This window comes from Methylocystis sp. MJC1 (genome assembly GCF_026427715.1).
GTDB lineage: Bacteria > Pseudomonadota > Alphaproteobacteria > Rhizobiales > Beijerinckiaceae > Methylocystis.
The window spans coordinates 2,407,619-2,428,811 of sequence record NZ_CP107558.1; the positions used below are offsets into that span (position 1 = coordinate 2,407,619).

The following is a 21,193-nucleotide window of genomic DNA, read 5'->3' on the forward strand; positions in this document are numbered from 1 at the left end:
CTCGCAATGACGGGTACATTTCCGCCTGAGACAGCTCGCATGGGACTTGTCATTCCCGGCGGGCTGAAAGCCCGACCGGGAATCCAGAGCCGCAAAAGCGCTAGTTTTGCTCTGGCTTCCCGATCGCTCGCTTTGCGAGCGTCGGGAATGACACCGAATTGCTGTTCGTCACATTCGACTGCATGAGGATGCATGAAAACTATCGTCGGCGTCGGGCTCATCGCCATAGGCTTCGCTTTGCTCGGCTGGGCGGGGTATTCGAGCCTACGCCCCGCATCCCACTACACGCTGACGATTGCCGCCGCGCCCCAAGATGCGGCGAAAGAAGTCGCCAGCCTTGGCCTTGCGCCCGACTCGCTGCAACGGATCGAGATCTCGGTCTCCCAGGAACGGCGCCCCATCGCCGCCGGCCTCGTCGCGCGCGAGGGCGAGCGCTTGACCCCGCTCGTCTGGCGCAATGAGGTAACGGAGCCGATCCTGTTTTCGGACGTCTCCACCGCTGACATTACGAAAGTGCTGGCGGCCATTCGCGATCACGCGAGCGAAGACGCCGTCGTTCTCGCCTGGTGGGATTTGTCGCGCGCCATTCGCCTCGCCGCAAAGCGCAACGCGCCGCTCGACGACGCGCGCGCAAGCGGTTTGCTCATTCCCGCGGCGTGGTCCGACGCGCAGGGCATCGAGCAGGCGCGCTGGGGTGCGGGAGCGTCCCCGAAATCATCGGAAATATTCGACCGTTTCATCGACGCGCTCCTCTCGGATGAAAAGCGCGGCGCCGACATCTTGTCCGAAATCGCAGCCGGCAAGCCCGCCTATGTGGCCGTGCATATTTCGGATGTCTGGAAGGCGGCCGCCGCGCGGCCCGAGCGCCTGTCCATCGCCTATAAGGATTTTCCGTCGTCAGGCGTGTCGCATGGCGTCATCAAATCAGCGACGCAGTGGATGCGCGAGCAGAAGATCGACGGCGGCTTCGCGGTGGAGCCGATCGGCGGCGCGACGCGGCTGCACTATTTCACGCGCAAGGGCGACAGCGACGCGTTGATCGCCAAGCTCCTGCCTTTTTCGACCTCAAATCCGGCGCAGCTGGAGAGGCTGGAGCTCGTGTATCAGCATAAGGGCTGGTGGATTTATCGGTTGAAGTGAGACCATTTCCGTTTGAACAGCTCACATTGGGGCTTGTCATTCCCGGCGGGCTGAAAGCCCGACCGGGAATCCAGAGCCACCAGAGCGCTGTTTCTGCTCTGGATTCCCGATCGCTCGCGCCGCGAGAGTCGGGAATGACAACGAACCAATCAAGCCAATCTCATATTAGACAAAAGCCCTGCTTATTGCGGCGTGCGCGCGCGCCGCTCGGACAAGCGCGCCATGGCCGCCTGAGCGGTTTGGTAGGCCTTCGCCTCCGCTCCTTTACAGAGGCCTTTTTCAACCGGAAGGGCATTTCCCGCCACGTAGACTTCCCATTGCCACATGGCGTTATGGCCAGCGCCCCCTCTGGAGCGCACTCTTACCGTATAATTCTGGTCCGGCTTTTCATTGGTCATGGCCGACTATGGCACGCCAAACCAGCTGATGATACCGTTTCCGCTTGAACAGCTCGCATGGGGACTTGTCATTCCCGGCGGGCTGAAAGCCCGGCCGGGAATCCAGAGCCACCAGAGCGCTGTTTTTGCTCTGGATTCCCGATCGCTCGCGCCGCGAGAGTCGGGAATGACAACGACCCAATCCAGCCGATCCGTATGAAAGCGCACGCATTTCGCTCGCGGCGAAGCGCGCTTTAGCTGCGAAGCGCCGTCGCCAGCCGCGCAATCCCTTCCTCGATCTCTTTTTCAGTGAGCGCAACAAAACCCAGCATGAGCAACCGGTCGCCCCCATCGTTTTGATCGAACCGCAACGCCGAGCCTGTCGCCAGCGAGCAAACGCCGACGCCCGCAGCCAGCCCCTTGGCCTCGACTTCCGCCGCGCTGGGGAAACGGTCGGGCAGCTTCCACACGAGATGCATGCCGGCCTGCTCGCCGTAAATCTCGCATTCGCCGAAATGCTTGTGCAGGGACGCCAGCAAGGCGTCGCGCCGCTCGCGATAAAGCTGGCGGATGCGGCGTAAATGGCGCCCGAATTCGCCGCTCGACATGAAGTCGGCCATCGCCGCCTGTTCGAGCCAGCTCTGGCCATTGTTCATCAGCATTTTCATGCGGCGGAAGCTGTCGACCAGACGGCGCGGCGCAACCACATAGCCGAGCCGCAGCCCCGGCCCCATGCATTTCGAGAAGGTGCCGAGATAAATCACGCGCTCGTTGCGGTCCAAGCCTTTCAGCGCCGTTAGCGGCGATCCGACGAAGCGGAAGTCGCTGTCGTAATCATCTTCCATGATGTAGGCGTCATATTGCGTCGCCCATGCAAGAAGCTCGATGCGGCGCTGCAGGCTCAGCGTCACGCCCACCGGATATTGATGCGACGGCGTCACATAGGCGACGGCGCCCGCAACCTGCGGCAGCTTGGTCACATCGAGCCCATCGCGGTCGATCGGCACCGGATACAGCTTCGCGCCGAGGCTTTCCAGCACATAGGCGGCGCCCTGATAGCATGGCGATTCGACCACAGCGGCCGAGCCGGGCGTCACGAGAAGTCGCCCAACCAGGTTGAAGCCGTCTTGGCAGCCGCCGACGATGATGATCTGCTCGGCGTCGCAGACGACGCCGCGCGCCGGCGCGAGATGTTTTGCGATCGCCTGGCGCAGTTCCAGGAGCCCGGCCGGGTCATTGTAGGTCGTCAGATCGGAGCCCGCCGATTTCAACCGCGCCTTGATGTGCTGCGACCAGGCTTTCAGCGGAAAGCTGCGCGCATCGGGCTTGCCCACCCAGAAATCGGCGACGAGCCGCCGCCGCCCGGAGTCGGCAAGGCGGTGCGTGCGCAATTCGCGTAAAGGCTCCGCCAGGCCGCCGTCCTTGAGCTGCAGCGGCGCGGGCGGCGCGGCTTGCTCGGACGCCGACGAAAAGAAAGCCGTGTCCGGCAGGTCAGGGGCGACGAAAGTGCCGACATAGGGCTTGGTGCGGATATAGCCTTCCGAAATCAGCCGCTCATAGGCCAGCACCGCCGTGTTGCGCGAGACGCCAAGCTGCGCGCTCAGCTCGCGCGTCGTCGGCAACGGGTCGTTGCCGCGCAGCCGGCCGTTTAGAATCATGGCGCGTATCTGGTCGAAGATCTGCGTCTGCAGAGTCCCCTTATCGGACTCCTTGAGCATGATCGAGAGTTGCACTTGGCCGCTCCGGATCACCGGAGTCAGACGACCGAGAGAGGCGATGCTCGTCATTTAGCCATTCCCGCCCAGGGTTGGCGCCGCGCTGGTTATTCTATTCGAGGATTAAGGCGCTCTTTTGCGACCGCATAGATCCACTTCCACACACTCGCCTGGCGCCACCGCACGCGCCGTGAAAAAGACCTGCCTGGCGCCATCCGCCGAGGCGCATCTGGCGCTTTGCTCCGAACAATACTTTCGGAATTCTTGAAATCCAGAGAAAAGCGGGAGGAAGAAAAATGATGCTGGCGAAATCGAAAATTGCTCCGGCCATCTTTTGGGTCGGCTTTCTCGCGCTGGGCTTCGTTTCCAGTTTCGCGGAGACCGGCAAGCCACGTAAGGCGCATGATCCGGGAAAGCGCGCGGCCGCCGTCGAGAGCCAGCTCGGCAAAGCCCTCCACGATTAATTCTGGGACGACGTCGATGAGACCTGCCGTCGCATCTCTCCTCTTTCTCGCGATGGAGCTGGCGAGCATTTTCACTCTTAGGCTCGTAGCCGCTTTTGCCGGCTGAGCGACGGGCCACCTATTGCGCTCGCCTTGCCAACCAGGGCGCGCCTCCTTATCTTCCGCGAGGGCGTCGCGGGAAGCGGTCGCCCTTGGAAAGCGGCCCGAGCGCGGATGTAGCGACGGGCCGTTTTGGCGAGGAGCAGGCAGACATGCCGGACGGGCTAGTGAAGGTTATCATCATCGGCTGCGTTGGCTTCTTCTTCGGCGCGGCGATCGTCGGCTGGATTTATGGCTGATCGATAGCGCCGTAGCCTGCCCCGGGCTCTCGCCCACTCCAAACATCCCCCAGGACAGCCCTCGGTTGGCCAAAAAGGCTCGAGCGCCCGTAAGCGCCGCTCTTGGGGCCGGCGCTGTGCGTGTGTCTTCTTTGCAACGGCATGTCGGCTTTATCCGGGGAACGATGTTCCCGCAATGGTCAAGCTTGGCCCAGGACCGCTTTGGCATTAGCAATTTCCTCGTTTGAGAGAAGCCATTCAGCTGTCTTTCAGGGCGGGATTTGAGAGGGAATCGACGGCCTGTCCCATGGGGGGCGCTCCCGGACAGGCCGTCTTTTCTCCAACGCGGCGACGGAAAACAAACCCGTTGAAAAGCGCGCTATCGCGGCCGCCCGCGCCCCGCCTCCGTTGACATTAAGCAACCGTCTGCCCGACTGTGTTTGGGTCAAGCTTTTGCGGCTATTCGCCTAATCGAAGGTCGGTTGATGGGTCACAGCGACTTGCAAAAGCCCGCGCTGGGCGTCGCCACGATTCAAGCGAAAAGCCCCGAAGCGGCCGCTGAACGCCTCAGCGCCATGTTTGGGCAAGACTTGTCCGTCTCGCTCCTCGGGAGCAAGGACGCGTTCCGGTTGCGATGCACAGCCGTGCGGCTGGGCAAGGCGGTATTGGTTGCAACCGAAACATCCGAGGTTTTCCTTCGGCGTCCTCCCTCCAACGCCGCGCTCGTCTTTGTCCCGCTGAAGGGCGCGATATCTTACAAAATCGCTGGCGAAAGCCACAGTTTGGCTGCAGGGCGAAACGGGGCCATCTGGCCACCGTTCGAAACCGTCGACATGCAGCTTCCCCAAGTCATGAGCCTGAGCCTTCATCTTCCGATGTCGGCGGCGGTGGCGCAGGCAGAAAGGCTTACCGGCCTTCCCTTCAGCGCAACGCCTTTCAAGGGCATGGCGACGACATTCGATCTGTCCGATCCGCTCTACGCCACGCTCGCCCGCAATATGAGGCTCGTCATGTCCGAGATTCTCGCTCTCGAAGCGACCGGTCTCGGCCAGCTCGCGCGTGCAGGCTATGATGAGACCCTGCAAACGCTCGCAACGGTTGCGCTTTTTCCCGCCGTCGCGCGCAAGATCAGCGCGGCGGCCCGTGACACGGGCCGATCGCCCATCCGTAAGGCCCGAGACTATATCAAGGCCCATGCGGCCGAGCCTGTGGAACTATCGAGGCTCGCCGTCTCGCTCGGGATGAGCATGCGGAGCTTGCAGGACAATTTCAAGAAAAGCTACGGCTGCTCGCCCCGCGACTATCTGATGGAATGCCGTCTGGAAAATGCGCGCGATCGCCTGTCGCTCCCCAGTGATTCGACGTCAGTGATCGAGATCGCCATGGACTGCGGTTTTCCCGACCACGGGCAGTTTTCCTCGAAATATCGCGCCAGATATGGGGAGCTGCCGTCTCAAACGCTCAAGCGGGCCAGGGGCTGACGAGCGCTTTCTGCGACCGGCATTCTCGCCAACGGAACAACTGGCTGAAAAAAAGAAGGCCGTCAGCGCTCCCACGCTGACGGCCCTCGAAAACCGGACCGCTCCGGGCCGGTCATCCACTTACCTTACGCGATTAGAGGCGCGTCAGGGTCACAGCGGAGATGACGATCATAGCCAACATGCAAGCGGGAATCAGCCAACCCATTTGAACCTCCCTCTGGGAAACGCCATTGATGGCGTCGTTATTTGCAGCTTTATGCGTCGATCAGTACATCGGAGGGGCTGCTTTTTGTCAAGCCCTAACGCGCCTCGCCAAGCTTCTTCGACGCTCCGAGGCGCCTGCGCCGCCGCCTGGCCTGAGCTTGCGCTCGGGTGGCGACGTTGCGCCGCTCTCAGACGGCTCCGCGCTGGATTCATGCGAACAAACAGCCCTGACGCGCGTTGCAGGCCATCACCCGCCCAAAGCAGGCGCGGCGCTCCGCCCGCGCCTCGGATGGAGACCGCAATGCGAGCCAGGCTTTTTCTCTCTGTCGCCATTACGGCGTTGTCTCTGGGGATAGCCCCCAGCTACGCCCAGAACACCGCCCGGGACCAGACCGGCGGCGAGCCGCCAAAACCCGCCAAGGAAGAGCCTGCGACGCACCATGCCAAGCCGGCCGAGCCGGGCGCGCGGGAGCAGCATGGCGAGATGCAGAATCGCGAGCGCGGCGAGGTCCAGGGAGAGCGGAAGGCCGGCCCGTCTGGCGCCAATGAGCCCGGCGAAAAGGCTGCGCGTTCGGAGGAGCGCCGCCTCGAGGAACATGGCGCCGCCGCGAAACACGGCGAGAAAAAGGATGAGCGGCATGGCGCCGTGAACGAGAACGCCGAACAGACCCCTAATGCGAAAGCCGAACGGCGCCAGCACCATGGCGCCCGGCAAACGCCGGCCGGTCATCCTGGCGCGGAAACGCAAGGCGCGAAGGCCGAAAAGCAAGGGGCGAAGGAGCCCGAAAAGCAGGAGAAGACCGGACGCGCAGGCGTCTCGCCGAATGAAGGCGCCGAACGGACCGGCCCCGCGGCGACTGAGAACGAGCGGCAAAGAGCGGCGAGCCCCGAGCAACGCAACAAAAGCGCAGCCGAACGCGCGCCTGGCGCAGCCGAACGCGCTCCCGGAGCCGCTGAGCGCACTCCCGGCGCAGGCGAACTTACTCCCGGCCAGGAAATGAAACGCGGCGCAGAGGCGACGCCCCAGGGCGGCGTGCAAGGACGGGAAACTTACGGTTACGCCGGGCGGGAGGCGCAGCGTGGCGGCGTCCAGCTGAACGCGCGCCAGGAAAGCCGCGTGCGCGACATCATCGAGCAGCGCGGCGCGCAAAGGATCTCGCGCAATGAATTCGATCCCCGCATTGGCGTCGTTGCGCCGCCCAATGTGACTTTCGCCCCGCTGCCTCCGGAAGTGGTCTCCATCGTCCCGCAATATCGCGGCTATGATTTCGTGCAGGTGGAGAATGAGATCGCCATCATCGATCCGAGCGATCGCCGGGTCGTCAGCCTGCTCGACGTCGGCGGGCCGATGCCAGGCGGCTCAGGATATTACGAGGAGCGAGAAGGCCGTTATGGCGGCGGCTATGAGCGCCGTGAAGGCGGCCGATATGGCGCCGCGCGCGGTCGCGAATATGGCCAGCGGGAAGGTGGCGGCGCGTATGGCCGGCGGGAGCGAGGCGGTGAAACCTATGGCTACGCCCCGCGCGTGCGGCTGGACGCCCGCCAGGAACGCGCGCTCTATCGCGGCGTGATGAGACAGGCGCGCGAGAATTTGCGCCAGGTCTGCGTCCATGTCGGCGACCGTGTGCCGGATTCCGTCGATCTCGCGCCCGTGCCGCGAAACGTCGCTCTCGATGCGCCGGATATCGAACGTTACGATTACTTCGTCCTCAACGATCAGGTCGTGCTCGTCGATCCCGATAGCCACGTGGTGGTGGACATTGTCGAGGAGCCGAAGTGATCAAAGCGGCGCCGGGCTTTTTTCCGCCCGGCGCCGTTTCTCGACCTTACGCCTTGTGCCCTTTCACGAGCGAAGAGTGGCGTTCATGCCCATGATGCCGATGGGCCTTATGCTTGACGGGCTTCGGCTTGGCAGGCTCACTCGCGGCCGGGGCCGGCTCTTCCGTGGCGGCGAAGCTCGGTTGGACGAAAGCGGCGCCGGCGATGAGAAGGGCGAGAGAGAAGAGAGCGCTTTTCATGTCTTAAGCTCCATGTTGTCCCCAAGACGCGAGATCAATCGCACAAGCCCGCTGAACTCTCTCTGAAACGGATATTCATCTTCGGTTCAGACCAAAGCATCAGCTGAGCGATAACAGCGGAAGCCCAACAATTTGCTGCACATTTTAGTGTCGTCCTTGCCGGTGCTTGTGTAAGCTGAGGCGACATACAACTGACATTCGCGTAGTGAGTAGGGGATCAAAAGGTGGACGACTATACGCGCGACTACCCTCGCGATTTGCGATACGAGCCTCCCCGAAAATCCGGCATCGAGACCGTGGGCGATTTGCCTTGGGGATCGCATTTTTGCCTTTTGTACAACACTGCGGAAGAGCTGATCGAGATTCTGATGCCCTATTTCGCCGAGGGCCTCGCCGCAGACGAATTTTGCATGTGGGTAACCTCCGAGCTGGTAAACGTCGAGCAAGCCAAGGCCGCGCTGAGGGCGGCGGTTCCCGATCTCGACTCGTTTATCGGCTCCGGCCAGCTCGAAATTATCAGCTACGCAGACTGGTACCTCCAGGATGGCGAATTCGACGCGGATCGCGTGCTTCGCGCATGGACGGACAAGCTCGCGGCCGCAGAGCGGCGCGGCTTCGAGGGGCTGCGCCTGACTGGCGATACGTTCTGGCTCGAGAAAGTCGCTTGGCAGGGATTCATCCATTACGAGTCGATGGTCGATCGCGTGATGGGATCGAAGCGCATACTGGCGCTCTGCGCTTATCCATTGTCCTCGTGCAGTCCCCGCGAGATTTTCGACGTCGTCGCAAACCACGACTTTGCGGTCGTCAATGAGCAAGGTCGCTGGCTGTCGTTCAAAAGCGCGAACCGGGGACGCATGGGCCGCGCCCTGCGCGAAAGCCAAAGACGGCAACATGCGATCCTGGAGACCGTCCAGGACGCAATCATCGCTTTCGACGCCGCCGGCGCGATCTATTCGATCAACGCCGCGGGCGCGAACATGTTCGGCTATGGAGAGGACGAGCTTCTGGGCGCGGACATTCTGTCGATCCTGCCAGAGAGATGGGCGACCGATCTCAGCGAGCATAAATTCAAGGCCAGCAAGGAGACAAAGGGGCGGCACAAAACCGGCGAGCTGTTCCCCGCCGAGATCACCTTGGCGGCGACCCACCACGATAACGCTCCCCTATTCGTCGGAAGCGTCCGCGACCTGTCCGAGAAATATCGGGCCGAGACGCGCCTCAAGCAGATACAGATCGATCGCCTGGCGGCGATGGGCGGCATCGCGGCCGGGCTCGCGCATGAGCTCAACCAACCGCTTTCGGCGATGAAGACCTATCTCAAGGTGGCCGAGCGCCTAATCGAGATTCCGCCCGAGAAGCGCCAGCTCAAAATAGAGGAAGCCTTGGCGCGCGCATCGGCGCAAGTGGACCGCGCTGGACGCATCATCAGCAGCCTACGCGGCCTCGCCTCTCATGGCGAGCCCAACAAGCTCATTCTAAGCCTCCATGAATTGATCGAAAAGACATGCGAGTGCTTCTCGACTTCGTTCAAGGACCGCAACGCCGAGATCATTCTCGACCTCGGCGCCAGCAAGGATACGGTCCTCGTCGATGGTGTTCAGATCCAACAGGTTCTCACCAATCTGATCAAGAACGCCAAGGAAGCGATGACGGACGCACAAGCTCGCCGCCTCGTTATCTCGACCCGCACAACCGAAGACGAGAGAATCCAAATTGACATCTCGGATAGCGGCCCGGGAATTCCGGAGCATATCAAGAGCCAGCTGTTCGAGCCCTCGCCCTCGACAAAGGAAGGCGGCATGGGCGTCGGACTGCCGATGTCGCGCGTGATCATCGAAGCGCATGACGGGAAGATATGGGCGCAACCCAATCGCGAATCCGGGGCGGTGTTCAGCTTCACATTGCCGCTGATGGACGCAATCGGCAGCTACGAGGAAGCCGCGGAGTAGCGCACTTGCGGCTTTGTCATTCCCAGCGGGCTGAAAGCCCGACCGGGAATCCAGAGTCAGAGTAGCTAGTTTTGCTCTGGATTCCCGATCGCTCGCTTCGCGAGCGTCGGGAATGACGGGGAAACGATCGAGATACAAGCCTAACCCTGCTCGCGGACTCGCTCTCGCTCGATGAGCCGCTCGCGCAGCGAGTGATAGATGGGCGGATCGTTCAGCAGCGTTGGCGCCAACATGGCCAGGAAACAGGCGGCGAGCATCGGCAAGAGCAGGAACACCGCACCTGTCATTTCGGTGACGAGCACGATGCCGGTGAGCGGCGCGCGCACCACGGCCGTAAATAAGGCGGTCATACCGACAATGGCGAAGGCTTGCGGCTGAATATCGAGCCCAGGCAGCAACAGCCCGCAGACGACGCCGAAAAAGAGTCCCGCCAGCGCGCCCAGGGCAAGGAGCGGCGCAAAAATGCCGCCCGGCGTTCCCGAGCTGTAGGAACCGGCGCCGAGCGCAAATCTCAGCGCCAGCACGAAGGGCAAAAAGAACACATCCTGCGAGCCTGAAATCGCAACCTGGGTGAAGGCGTCGCCGCCGCCGACGAGCCCCGGCGCAAACCAGGCAAGTGCGCCCACCATTGCGCCGATCATCGCCGCTTTGTTCTCGGGAGAGAGCCGAAGCCGCTCGACGGCGGAGAGCGTGGCGAGCAAAACCCTGTTGTAGACGACCCCGAACAACCCCATGACCGCGCCGAGGATAAAAAACAGCGGGCCGATCGAGGCCGCAGGATAGGCGAGCTTGGGAATGGTGAAATCAGGCGCGTCGCCGAGCAGCAGATGAGCGACGGCGATGGCGGTCGAGGACGCCGCCAAAGCCGCAATGGCGACGCGCTGGTCGAATTTCTGGGTCAGCTCCTCCAGCACGAAGACGGCGCCGGCCATGGGCGCATTGAAGGCGGTGGCGAGCCCCGCCCCTGCCCCCGCGGCAAGCAGCGCGCAATTATCCGCTTTGCTGCGCCGGAAGGCGTCGCCGGTCAGATGGCCGATGACGGCGCCCATTTGCACGCTTGGCCCCTCGCGCCCGAGCGCGAGGCCGGCGCCGATGGCGAGACAGCCGCCGAAGAATTTTACGGGCAGCAGGATGAAGGGCGCCGGCGCGGCCTCACCATGCAGCACAGCCTCGACATGCGGAATGCCGCTCCCCGAGGCATGCGGCGCAAAGCGGCGCACCATCCAGACGGAAATGAGGGCGGCGATCGCGCAGAGACCGACGACGACGAGAAACCCAACGACCGCCCCGCCCTCCGCCCATTGGATAATTGCGTCGCGCAAACGATCCGCCGCCATCAGCGCCAGTCGAAACATCGCGCCGACAAGCCCTGCCAGGCCGCCGACGAGGAGCGCCAGGACCGAAAGAAAGAAAAGGCTCATATGGCCGCTCTCGGCTGCGACCTCGCTCTCGACCTCGGCGCGCATGTTCATCGCGCCTCGCCCACGGGTTTGATGTCGACGCTGACGGAGAGCGCCTGGCGCCCTGCCCCGACGATCACGCCGTCAATTGGCGACACATCCGCGTAATCGCGGCCGATCGCGACAACGATGTGATTATCGTCCGCATACATTGCATTGGTCGGATCGAGGTGAATCCAGCCGAAGGGCTCGCCGCACCACACGGCGACCCAGGCGTGGGAGGCGTCGGCCCCCTCTAAACGCGCCTCTCCCGGCGGCGGCTCGGTGCGAATATAGCCGCTGACATAGGCCGCCGGCAGCGCGAGGCCGCGCAGCCCCGCGATCATGATATGCGCGAAATCCTGGCACACGCCGCCACGCGCCTCGAAAGCCTCTTCGAGCGGCGTCGCCACATGGGTGGCCTCGGGATCATAGGCGAAATCCGCCTTGATGCGGCGCATCAGCTCTTGCGCGCCTTCGAGCACGGGGCGGCCGGCGGGAAAGCTCGCGCGAGCGTAATCGGTAGCAGGCGCGTAAAGCGGCGCCTGTCGGCTTGGGAAAAGCCAATGCGCGGGCGACTCCCGGTTCAGCGAGCGCGTCGCCATCGCGGCGCGGGGAATGGTCTCCCACACGGGAGTCAGTCCAGCCGCCGGCGGCTCCTCGCGCGCCACCTCGACCCGCGCCGAAACGGAAATGCGCAATGTCTCATGCGCCTCGCGGATCGTCGCCTCCACAACGCGATTTCCAAAGAAATCGACGCTCTCGCGCGTTGTCTCGGGCGACGGCGCGGCGTCGACGCGTGCGCGCAGGACCCGCTGGCCCTTGCCGTCACGCGGCGTGAGCCGGATCGCGCAGCGCGTCGAGGCGACGGCGGTCTCATAGCTGTAGGTCGTGACGTGGCTGATGTCGTAGATCACGCGAGCTTGGATCGCTTGTCGGCTGGCGCCGGGTCGCTGGAATGCGAGAAATACCGTTCAGAAACCGCATTGGCTAGCGCCATCAGCCGCTGCTCGACGACGGCCACCCGCTTGCCGTCGAGGCAACGCGCGTCCTCGGCCTCCAAATCGGCGCGCAGAGACACGGCGAGGCGGCGTTGCGGCTCCATCATGCCGTCGTCGACGAGCGCCGGGAGCGAAGCCAGATGTTCGTCTATTCTCCGCATCTGAAAGGCGACCGAACGCGGATTGAATGGGTCCAGCAATGCAATGTCGAGCGTCGGCGCCAGCGCCGCCCCCGCGAGATAGCGCGAGCGATAGGTGATGTGAGAATCAACAAGCTCCAGTAATGCGTCTAGCGTTTCGATCGTCGCATCATTATCCGCAAATTGCCGGGTAAATCGGCACGTGTTGATGGCGCGCTCGATGCGCTTGCCGAGATCGATGAAAGCCCAGCCGGAGACGCGGTTGAAATTCTCCTCCATGAGGCCCGAGAGCGCCGCGAGCGTTTGCAAGGCGCGCTCCGTGAGCTCCAATATTTCCGGCTCCAGCGGCGGGCGGGCCGCCGCGCTTTCGAGCCGCGCCTCCAGCCGCACGAGCAATTGCCACATGTCTTGCGACAAGCGCTCGCGGATGATGGAGGCGGCGCGCCTCGCCTCCCCGACAACGGCGCGCGCTGAGCCAAAGAAATCGGCGTTGCTCGCGGCGGTGAGCGCGATGATCGCGCCCGGATGCGCGGCGGCGAAAGGCGCGGCGGCGCCCCAGTCGAAGAGCAGACGCTCGCAACGCTCGATCGGCTGGCGCCCCTGTATCGTGTTGCTCTGAATCTCCGTCATGCGGTTACAGAGGCAGCGCACGATGCGCAACGTCGCTTCCGCGCGCTCCAGATAGCGGCCCATCCAGAAGAGATTGTCGGCGGCGCGGCTCGGCAGATGGCCCGGAACGCGCACGACCGGAACATCATTATTGGGCGGCAGCAGCGTGGTCGCATGCTCGGACGCCTTTTGACCGATGACCCAGACGTCGGCCGTTTGCGCCCCGGCGCCCATGGTGATGGCGCGCGCGTCGCGGCGATCCGAGACGCGGCAGAAGCCGCCGGGCATAACCTTCCAGCCCTCGGGCGTCGCGGCGGCGAAAATGCGCAGCGAGAAAGGCCGCGGCGTCAGCGCGCCATTGTCCCAGGCGGGCGTGGTCGAGAGCTTCACCACCTCCTGCCCGACATAATCCATGCCGCGCGCATTGATCGCGGCAATGAGCCGCTCCTTTTGCGCCGCGTCGAGCTCCGCGCCGACGGCGGCGGACGCGCCCAGGAGCCCCTCCGCTTTGTCGCCGAAGGCGCCGGCGATGGCGCGGCTGTCGAAATCGCGTAGGATTTCGGCCCGCTCCGCCTCCTGCCCGCACCACCAGGTGGCGACATTAGGGAGCCGCAGGCTCTCGCCCATGAGCCGTTGCGCCAGCGCCGGCAGGAAGCTCATCAGCGCGCGCGATTCGACGAGCCCCGCGCCCGGCATATTGGCCATGGCGACCGAGCCGCGCCTTATGGCGTCGAAAAAGCCGGGCGCCCCCAGCCGCGAGGCGGCGTTCGCCTCGAGCGGATCGAGCCAATCGGCGTCGACGCGCCGCCAGACCACGTCGGCGCGCTTCAGCCCCGCGACCGTGCGCACATGCAGCTTGCCCTCGCTCGTCGCGAGATCCTCGCCCTCGACCAGAAGAAAGCCGAGATAGCGCGCGAGATAGACCTGCTCCGTATAGGTCTCGCTCCACGGCCCCGGCGTCATGAGACAGATGCGCGGATCGTTGCGCGTCGCGGCCGCCGCGAGCCCGGCGCGGAAATCGCGGAAGAAGCCCGCGAGCCGGCGCACCTTCATCTCACGATAGAGGCTCGGGAAGGCGCGCGCGAGGATGAGACGGTTCTCGATGGCGTAGCCGGCGCCCGAGGGCGCCTGGGCGCGGTCGCCGAGCACCCACCATTTGCCGTCCGGGCCGCGCCCGATGTCGACCGCATAGAAGCGCAGCCAGCGCCCGCCGACGGGCGCGACCCCGCACATCGGGCGGATGAATTCCGGCGAGCCGGCGACCACAGCCGCCGGAAGCGCGCCCTCCGAGATCAGGCGGGCGTCGCCATAGACGTCATGGAGAATGCGATCGAGCAGCTCGGCGCGCTGGGCGACGCCCGCCGCGATCTCCGACCACTCGCTTTCGGTGAGCAGTAGCGGCAGGCGGCCCAAAGGCCAGGGCCGCTCGCGCGCCTCGCCACGCACGCGATAGGTCACGCCCATGTCGTTGATGCGGCGCGCGGCGGCGGCGAAGCGGTTCTCGACGCCCTGCCGCCCGAGGCCCGCCAGAGTCTCGAGCAGCGTCGTCCAATGGGCGCGTGGGCGCCCGTCCGGGCCGATCAGCTCGTCGGGGACGCCCGGCATCGGTTTATAATTGGCGATCCACGCCGCGAGTCGCCTGGCTTCTTCGCCCAGAGCGGCTTCGGCGTCGTTCACCGGCGCGTCGAGTTCAACGGCCAAATCGCCTCCGCAAATCCAGCGTCAGCGGGAACTCGCCCGCGGGCTCCTCGCGCGGCGGCTCGATGCGGCCGGGCGTATGGCCGTGGCCCTGGAAGCGCGAGAGGCGCCGCGACTCGGCCTCGTGAAAATTGACCGGGAAGGTGTCGTAATTGCGCCCGCCCGGATGCGCGCTGTGATAGACGCAGCCGCCCAGCGACCGGTTGCTCCAACTGTCGACAATGTCGAAGGTGAGCGGCGCATGGATGGGGATCGTCGGATGCATGCCCGACGCCGGCTGCCACGCCTTGAAGCGCACGCCGGCGACGGCCTCGCCGGGCGTTCCGGTCGAGTGCAGCGGCACGCGGCGGCCGTTGCAGGCGATGACATGGCGGTTGGGCACGATGTTCCTCGCCCGCACTTCGAGACGTTCGACAGAGGAGTCTACATAACGCACCGTGCCGCCCGCCGCCCCCTCCTCGCCCATCACATGCCAGGGCTCGAGCGCGTGGCGGATTTCGAGCTGCACCCCGCCATGCTCGACGCGGCCGGCGAGCGGGAACCGAAATTCATATTGCGCCTTGAACCACTCCGCCTCGAAGCCGTAGCCCGCGCTCTTGAGATCATCGAGCACGCCGAGGAAATCGGCCCAGACGAAATGCGGCAGCATGAATTTATCGTGCAGCGCCGTTCCCCAGCGCACGCAATCGCCGTCCTGCGGCTCGCGCCAGAACCAGGAGACGAGCGCGCGCAGCAGCAATTGCTGAGCGAGGCTCATGCGCGCGTCCGGCGGCATCTCGAAGGCGCGGAACTCGACGAGGCCGAGACGGCCCGTCGGCCCATCGGGCGAATAGAGCTTGTCGATGCAGATTTCCGAGCGATGCGTATTGCCGGAAACGTCGACGAGCAGATTGCGATAGAGCCGGTCGACGAGCCAGATCGGATAGCCCCAATCATTCGGCCCCGGCGTATTGGCGAGCGCAGTCTCCAATTCGTAAAGCGCGTCGTGCCGCGCTTCGTCGATGCGCGGGCTCTGGCTCGTCGGGCCGATGAAGAGGCCCGAGAACAGATAGGACAGCGAAGGGTGCCGCTGCCAATAGAGCACGAGGCTCTTCAAGAGATCGGGCCGGCGCAGGAAGGGCGAGTCCGCCGGCGTGACGCCGCCGAGCACGACGTGATTGCCGCCGCCCGAGCCGGCGCATCTCCCGTCCGTCATGAATTTGCTGGTGGTGAGCCGCGCGTCGCGCGCCTCTTCGTAAAGCGCGCTGGTGTTCTCGACCGCTTCACGCCATGAGGCGACGGGGTGCACATTCACCTCGATGACGCCGGGGTCGGGCGTCACCTTGATAACTTCGAGACGCGGATCGACCGGCGGCGGATAGCCTTCGATATGCAGCGGCATGCCGAGATCTTCCGCCGTTGTCTCGACGGCGACGAGCAGCTCGAGATAATCCTCCAGCCGCTCCAAGGGCGGCATGAAGACGCAAAGAACGCCGTCGCGCGGCTCGACCGCGAGCGCCGTTCGGACAATGCCCTCGACAGCCGACTGGCCGAGCTGCTCGCCCCGGCTCGACCGCGTCTCACTGTAAACCTGCTGGAGATGCGACGGATCGGGCAAAGGTCCACGATCCTCCAACGGATCCTGGTTATGGACATAGGGATAGACGGAAGGCGGAACCCAGGGCAACGCGTTCAATGGCAGGCGCAGACCGACGGGCGAGTCGCCCGGCGCCAGGAATAGTCTACCGCGGCGCAACGGCCAGCGCTCCGACATCCAGCGCGGCTCGGCGCGCGCATTCCAGCGCTGGATCGGCAACACATAGCCGGTCGGCGTCGAGAGGCCGCGCTCGAAGACGCGCAGCATGCGCGCGCGCTCTTCGGGGTCTTCGATCTTGGGATCGAGCGGATCGACGTTGACCGGCAGCTGCCCCTCTTTCACCATCCAAAGCGCGGGGTCTTCATAGGCCGGGATCACATAATCCTTGCCGACACCGAGCGTCTTGGCGAGCTCGAAACTGAAGCGCCCCGCGTTGACGGCGTTGGCCACATTCGAATTGGGAGACATGCCCGCGACCAGCGCGGGATTTTTCCAGATCGGCTTGCCGTCCTTGCGCCAATAGAGCGCGAAAGCCCAGCGCGGCAGGCTCTCGCCCGGATACCATTTACCCTGTCCGTAATGCAGAAAACCGCCGGGGCCGAAACGGTTTTGCAGGCGGCGGATGAGATCATCCGAACGCGCGCGCTTGGTTGGACCCACCGCCGCCGTGTTCCACTCGGGCGACTCGAAATCGTCGATCGAGATGAAGGTCGGCTCGCCGCCCATGGTGAGGCGCACGTCCTGCGCCTGCAAATCCGCGTCGATGTTTTCGCCGAGACGATCGAGCCGCTCCCAGGCTGCATCCGAGAAAGGCGCGGTGATGCGCGGCGCCTCGCGTATGCGGTCGACGCGCATCTCGAAGGCGAAGTCGCATTCTGCGGGCTCCACCAGTCCGGAGACCGGCGCGCAGGAGCGGTAATGCGGCGCGCCGCACAGCGGCAAATGCCCCTCGCCACAAAAGAGGCCCGAGGTCGCGTCGAGGCCGATCCAGCCCGCGCCCGGCAAATAGACTTCCGCCCAGGCGTGAAGATCGGTGAAATCGTGATCCGTGCCCTTGGGGCCCTCGATCGGATCGACGTCCTCTTTCAGCTGGATGAGATAGCCGGAGACGAAGCGCGCCGCGAAGCCGAGCCGCCGTAAAATCTGCACGAGCAGCCACGCGGAATCGCGGCAGGAGCCGGAACGCTGCGCCAGCGTGTCGTCCGGCGTCTGCACGCCGGGCTCCATGCGGATAACATAGCTGATGTCCTGCTGGAGGCGCATATTGAGATCGACAAGAAAGTCGATCGTGCGCCGCTTCTCGCACGGGATCGTGTTCACATAGTCGTCGAGCGCGGCGCCGGCGGACTCGATTTCGAGATAGGCGGCAAGCTCGGTCGCAAGCTCCGCGTCATAGACGAAGGGAAACTCTTCGGCGTAAGGCTCGATGAAAAAGTCGAAGGGATTGAACACCGCCATCTCAGCGATGACGTCGACCTCGATCTTGAACTCGCGCGTCTTCTCGGGAAAGACGAGCCGCGCCTGCCAATTGCCGTGCGGGTCCTGCTGCCAGTTGATGAAATGCTCGGCGGGGAGGATTTTCAGCGAATAGCCGGCGACACGGGTCCGGCAATGCGGCGCTGGCCGCAGACGGATAATCTGGGGTCCGAGGGCGACCGGACGGTCGTATTTGTAATGCGTGACGTGGTGAAGCGCGACCTGAATAGACAAAGGGATCACCGCCTTCGCGACAACGGCATATTGCGCCGCAGCAGCGAATTAGCGGGAGCGCAAGCGGGGAAGTCAATCCAATCCGCAGGCAATCTGCGGATTTTGACGGCAATTCCCGCAGGATGACCGGGGGTTGGGCAGAAGTTGCACAAGCGGCGGGCGGCGGGTTGGAATTATACTATTTACGCTTGAACGGCTCGCGTTGGGAGGTGTCATTCTCGGCGGGCCGCAGGCCCGACCGGGAATCCAGAGCCACAAAAGCGCTGGTTTGGCTCTGGATTCCCGATCGCTCGCTAAAGCGAGCGTCGGGAATGACACTGGACCATGGTAAATCTTCCTAAGATCGACCCTGAGAGCGAGCTTCATCCTTTGAAAAACAAATTCCTCGACGCCAGCAAATATATCGACGTCGACCATCCTGCCGTCGCCGAAGCCGCCGCGCGTATCGCAAACGGCGCGCAAAGCAAGACGGACCTTGTCCGCAACGCCTTCACATTCGTTCGCGACGACATCCGTCATAGCTGGGACGACCGACGCAGCGGCAAGCCAACGTGCAAAGCGTCGGAGGTTCTTCTGGAAGGCACGGGATGGTGTTACGCCAAAAGCCATCTTCTGGCTGCGCTGCTGCGCGCCAACCACATCCCCGCCGGCCTCTGCTATCAACGCCTCATCCTCGATGAGGCGGCCGCGACCTACTGCCTTCACGGTTTGAACGCGGTCTACCTCGAAGATCACGGTTGGCTGCGTCTCGATGCGCGGGGAAACAAGCCGGGCATAGACGCGCGCTTCGATCCGCCGGGGGAGTTCCTGGCCTTCGCTCTCTCACATCTGGGAGAATTTCAACTGCCGGAAATCTGGCCCGAGCCGCTCAACGAGATTACGCGCACGCTCGAGGCCTGCGAGAGCGATGAAGCGGTTTTCCTCAACCTACCCGACGTAACCGTCTTGCCTCACCTGATCGCCTCCAACGGCAACCGCAGCCGATAGGTCAGCCCCTTCTCGCCGAAATCCAACGCCGCCTCGCCGCCAAATTGCCTGGGCGTCTCCAGCAGGATGAAAGAGCCGAACCCCTTGCGCATCGTGGTCACGGCGGGCGGACCTCCGCTTTCCGACCATTGGAAAACAAAAAACGATTGGCCGTCGACTGTCTCGATCGCTTTCTCGATCGCGACCGCGCCGCGCGGCGAGGACAGCGCGCCGTGCTTCACCGCATTGGTGACGAGCTCGTGAACGATGAAGGAAATGGCTTGAGCGGCGCGCGCATTCACGGCGATGTCGACGCCCTTTGACGCGATTTGGTCTTTGAAGCTGCCGACGCCGATGTCGATCAGCTTATTCAACGGAATATTCTTGAACATCGATTCTGAGAGCACGGCATGCGCATCCGCCATCAGCTGGACGCGCTGCGTCAAAATCTGCGCCGCCTCTACGATGTTTCGTCCCCGGATCAAAGTGCGGCGGATGGTGGCGAGAATGACCGCGAAAATATTGCCGACGCGATGCTCCAATTCGCGCGCCAGAATCGCCTGCCGCTCCTCGTGCTGCTTGCGCTCGGTAATATCCGTCACTGTCGCAAGCACGGCCCTCTGGCCGTCCCACTCGATGGGATTGAGGCCGATTTCGAGGGGAAACTCGCTGCCGTCCCTGCGCCGCCCGCTCAGATCGCGTCCAGCGCCCATGGCGCGCGTCTCGGGCGCCCGCTGAAATTTCTTACGCAAGCCGACGTGAACACTGGCAGATTTGGCGGGCACGAGAATTTCCACGCGCTTGCCGAGCAACTCGGAGCGTTCATAACCGAAGAGCGCCTCCGCGCTGTGGTTCAATCCGATGATGGCCCCGCCCTCGCCGACGATGACGATGCCATTGGGCGCCGACTCGATGAGAGAGTGCTGGTTATGCGCCTGGGCGGCGATGCGGTCGATCGTCTGCTCGAAGAATGAAACGACGGAGACAGTCCCAACGCTGACCAAGCCGAAGGCAAATAGAGCAGTATCCGTCGGCGGCGGGCCGAATATTCCGGCGACAGTGCGGTTCAGGCAGAGAACCCATATCGCGACCATCGACGCCGCCGTCGCGAAAAGGCCGACCCCGAATCCGCCTACAACCGCGGCGATCAACACCGCGGGGAAAAAAGTAATGAAGTGAACGCCTGCCCCTAGCGGACCGGCCGCGGCCCAGCGAACCCACGCCGCCAGCGCTACCGCCGCCAACGCGACCCCGTATGCGGCCAGGGGGCTCCGTCGCCTGACGACTGGCGACAGCCGCGCGCCCAGCGCCGTATCGATGCGCATCTCTCGCCTCCGATGAGGCGATCACATAGTGGCCAAGCCTGCCGGGACGAGAGCGCCGCGCGCCAAATTGTTACGCCTGGCGGCGCCCGCCCTTTTTTCATCCAGCTCCACTGCAAGGGTGGGCGGAGGGAGCGCGTAAGACGCTCACCTATAAGTCGCGGTGGAGTGGCGGACCTCGAAACCTTCAAAGCCTTGGGAAGCGAGCGCCATGCTCACTTCGATCCCATTGTTGAGAGAGCGAGGACCAAGCACAACTTCTTTTACGAGACGCGGGCCAAGCCCATCGAGGGGGAGGTCGATGTAAGCTACGATACCGCCTTTCCGTGCGCGATAACGTATCTGTTGTTTTTCGTTCGATCGGGTATCCTCCGAGCTCCCTTCGCTATCTCTTAGACTCCAACGTCCGTCTTTCAGCATCTCAACAATAGTCGCCCTGATAAGACGAACCTCTTTTTCTTCAGAAAACGCTGGATTCTTCATCAGACAAGAATCAAATGCCAAAATAAACAAGAACTCCTTGAACTCGCCGCGTAGTTCAGGCTTGCTATCTGTGGCCTTCCAGATTGCCTGTGCGAAAGACAGAAATTTGCGAAAATATTCAAGCTGCTCGGTTTCGTCATAGACAACCTGACCAAAACGCACTGCGAGCCTTCCAAGAAGCGAGGTATCAAGGCCGAGAGCCACTCCCGCGCCATCGTCGGCGTATGCCCGCCACTGACTGAGGACATCCCCATCCCTTGAAAAGCAGCCTATGAGCGGAAGGCTGGAAAGCTGGAGGCCAGAAAGCACTGTATCAATTTCGTCAAGAAATTTCCGGTCGTAGTTCGCCAAATCAGCATTAGCAGCTGCAATAAATTTATTGTATGCCCAGTGCATTTCGTGAAAGTCATTCATTGTGTTTATGTCTGAGAGACGCAAACATTTATTTTGGATGATTGCAAGGAATGTATCCACGCTGCAATAGTGATATAAAATCGGGGTCGAGGCCTCATCAACAACTCCGAAAGAAGAAAGCCCCTCGATTGACTTTTCTTTAATCATAAGCTCCCCGCTTTGATTAT

General features: G+C 63.2%; 15 protein-coding genes. 6 read left to right on the forward strand and 9 right to left on the reverse strand.

From position 1 onward, the window contains the following. Positions 1-192: 192 nt before the first annotated feature. Entirely contained in the window at positions 193-1,140 is a 948-nt protein-coding gene (gene haoB, locus OGR47_RS11770) for a hydroxylamine oxidation protein HaoB (protein WP_165053753.1), read from the forward strand. 631 nt (positions 1,141-1,771) lie between these two features. Here the strand turns inward: haoB and OGR47_RS11775 are convergent. Then, a complete protein-coding gene (locus tag OGR47_RS11775; RefSeq protein ID WP_165053751.1) occupies positions 1,772-3,304 on the reverse strand; it encodes a PLP-dependent aminotransferase family protein in 1,533 nt (510 codons plus the stop codon). A 35-nt stretch (positions 3,305-3,339) separates the two neighbouring features. Further along, entirely contained in the window at positions 3,340-3,771 is a 432-nt protein-coding gene (locus tag OGR47_RS11780) for a hypothetical protein (protein WP_165053749.1), read from the reverse strand. Between the two features lie 116 nt (positions 3,772-3,887). Between OGR47_RS11780 and OGR47_RS11785 the strand changes: the two genes are divergently transcribed. The 3 genes from OGR47_RS11785 to OGR47_RS11795 all read left to right on the forward strand — a co-directional run bounded on the left by OGR47_RS11785 (position 3,888) and on the right by OGR47_RS11795 (position 7,478). Next, complete coding sequence (locus tag OGR47_RS11785; protein ID WP_165053747.1) at positions 3,888-4,034, forward strand: hypothetical protein; 147 nt, start codon at positions 3,888-3,890, stop codon at positions 4,032-4,034. Positions 4,035-4,498: 464 nt separating this feature from the next. Further along, positions 4,499-5,494 (forward strand): helix-turn-helix transcriptional regulator, encoded by a 996-nt coding sequence (locus OGR47_RS11790; RefSeq protein ID WP_165053745.1) that lies wholly within the window; start codon positions 4,499-4,501, stop codon positions 5,492-5,494. A 505-nt stretch (positions 5,495-5,999) separates the two neighbouring features. Beyond that, complete coding sequence (locus OGR47_RS11795; RefSeq protein WP_165053742.1) at positions 6,000-7,478, forward strand: DUF1236 domain-containing protein; 1,479 nt, start codon at positions 6,000-6,002, stop codon at positions 7,476-7,478. A gap of 46 nt (positions 7,479-7,524) precedes the next feature. Here OGR47_RS11795 and OGR47_RS11800 read toward each other — a convergent pair whose 3' ends face one another. Next, a complete protein-coding gene (locus tag OGR47_RS11800) occupies positions 7,525-7,716 on the reverse strand; it encodes a hypothetical protein (RefSeq protein ID WP_165053739.1) in 192 nt (63 codons plus the stop codon). 224 nt (positions 7,717-7,940) lie between these two features. Between OGR47_RS11800 and OGR47_RS11805 the strand changes: the two genes are divergently transcribed. Next, positions 7,941-9,668, forward strand: coding sequence for an MEDS domain-containing protein (locus OGR47_RS11805; protein ID WP_165053737.1), 1,728 nt, complete (start codon positions 7,941-7,943; stop codon positions 9,666-9,668). A gap of 140 nt (positions 9,669-9,808) precedes the next feature. On the opposite strand, the gene clcA is transcribed toward OGR47_RS11805, so the two are convergent. The 4 genes from clcA to OGR47_RS11825 are packed head-to-tail and all read right to left on the reverse strand — an operon-like array spanning position 9,809 to position 17,841. Further along, positions 9,809-11,140, reverse strand: coding sequence for a H(+)/Cl(-) exchange transporter ClcA (gene clcA / locus OGR47_RS11810; RefSeq protein WP_165053734.1), 1,332 nt, complete (start codon positions 11,138-11,140; stop codon positions 9,809-9,811). Further along, positions 11,137-12,024, reverse strand: a complete 888-nt coding sequence (locus OGR47_RS11815; protein ID WP_165053731.1) for a transglutaminase family protein — start codon at positions 12,022-12,024, stop codon at positions 11,137-11,139. Before OGR47_RS11815 ends, clcA begins: the two co-directional genes overlap by 4 nt. Further along, positions 12,021-14,558 (reverse strand): circularly permuted type 2 ATP-grasp protein, encoded by a 2,538-nt coding sequence (locus OGR47_RS11820; protein ID WP_306792339.1) that lies wholly within the window; start codon positions 14,556-14,558, stop codon positions 12,021-12,023. The genes OGR47_RS11815 and OGR47_RS11820 overlap by 4 nt, the downstream gene beginning before the upstream one ends. Next, on the reverse strand, positions 14,548-17,841 hold the full coding sequence (locus OGR47_RS11825) for a DUF2126 domain-containing protein (RefSeq protein ID WP_165053728.1): 3,294 nt from the start codon (positions 17,839-17,841) through the stop codon (positions 14,548-14,550). The genes OGR47_RS11820 and OGR47_RS11825 overlap by 11 nt, the downstream gene beginning before the upstream one ends. A gap of 324 nt (positions 17,842-18,165) precedes the next feature. On the opposite strand from OGR47_RS11825, the gene OGR47_RS11830 reads away from it, so the two are divergent. Further along, positions 18,166-18,828 (forward strand): transglutaminase-like domain-containing protein, encoded by a 663-nt coding sequence (locus tag OGR47_RS11830; protein WP_165053725.1) that lies wholly within the window; start codon positions 18,166-18,168, stop codon positions 18,826-18,828. Here OGR47_RS11830 and OGR47_RS11835 read toward each other — a convergent pair. Continuing rightward, positions 18,792-20,132 (reverse strand): PAS domain S-box protein, encoded by a 1,341-nt coding sequence (locus OGR47_RS11835; protein WP_165053721.1) that lies wholly within the window; start codon positions 20,130-20,132, stop codon positions 18,792-18,794. The genes OGR47_RS11830 and OGR47_RS11835 overlap by 37 nt on opposite strands. A 144-nt stretch (positions 20,133-20,276) precedes the next feature. Continuing rightward, positions 20,277-21,173, reverse strand: a complete 897-nt coding sequence (locus OGR47_RS11840) for a DUF2971 domain-containing protein (RefSeq protein ID WP_165053718.1) — start codon at positions 21,171-21,173, stop codon at positions 20,277-20,279. Between the last annotated feature and the right edge of the window lie 20 nt (positions 21,174-21,193).

Coding starts and splice junctions, on each gene's coding strand:
- haoB (WP_165053753.1), top strand. CDS start 193: ATGAAAACTATCGTCGGCGTCGGGCTCATCGCCATAGGCTTCGCTTTG.
- OGR47_RS11775 (WP_165053751.1), bottom strand. CDS start 3,304: ATGACGAGCATCGCCTCTCTCGGTCGTCTGACTCCGGTGATCCGGAGC.
- OGR47_RS11790 (WP_165053745.1), top strand. CDS start 4,499: ATGGGTCACAGCGACTTGCAAAAGCCCGCGCTGGGCGTCGCCACGATT.
- OGR47_RS11795 (WP_165053742.1), top strand. CDS start 6,000: ATGCGAGCCAGGCTTTTTCTCTCTGTCGCCATTACGGCGTTGTCTCTG.
- OGR47_RS11800 (WP_165053739.1), bottom strand. CDS start 7,716: ATGAAAAGCGCTCTCTTCTCTCTCGCCCTTCTCATCGCCGGCGCCGCT.
- clcA (WP_165053734.1), bottom strand. CDS start 11,140: ATGAACATGCGCGCCGAGGTCGAGAGCGAGGTCGCAGCCGAGAGCGGC.
- OGR47_RS11830 (WP_165053725.1), top strand. CDS start 18,166: ATGGTAAATCTTCCTAAGATCGACCCTGAGAGCGAGCTTCATCCTTTG.
- OGR47_RS11835 (WP_165053721.1), bottom strand. CDS start 20,132: ATGCGCATCGATACGGCGCTGGGCGCGCGGCTGTCGCCAGTCGTCAGG.
- OGR47_RS11840 (WP_165053718.1), bottom strand. CDS start 21,173: ATGATTAAAGAAAAGTCAATCGAGGGGCTTTCTTCTTTCGGAGTTGTT.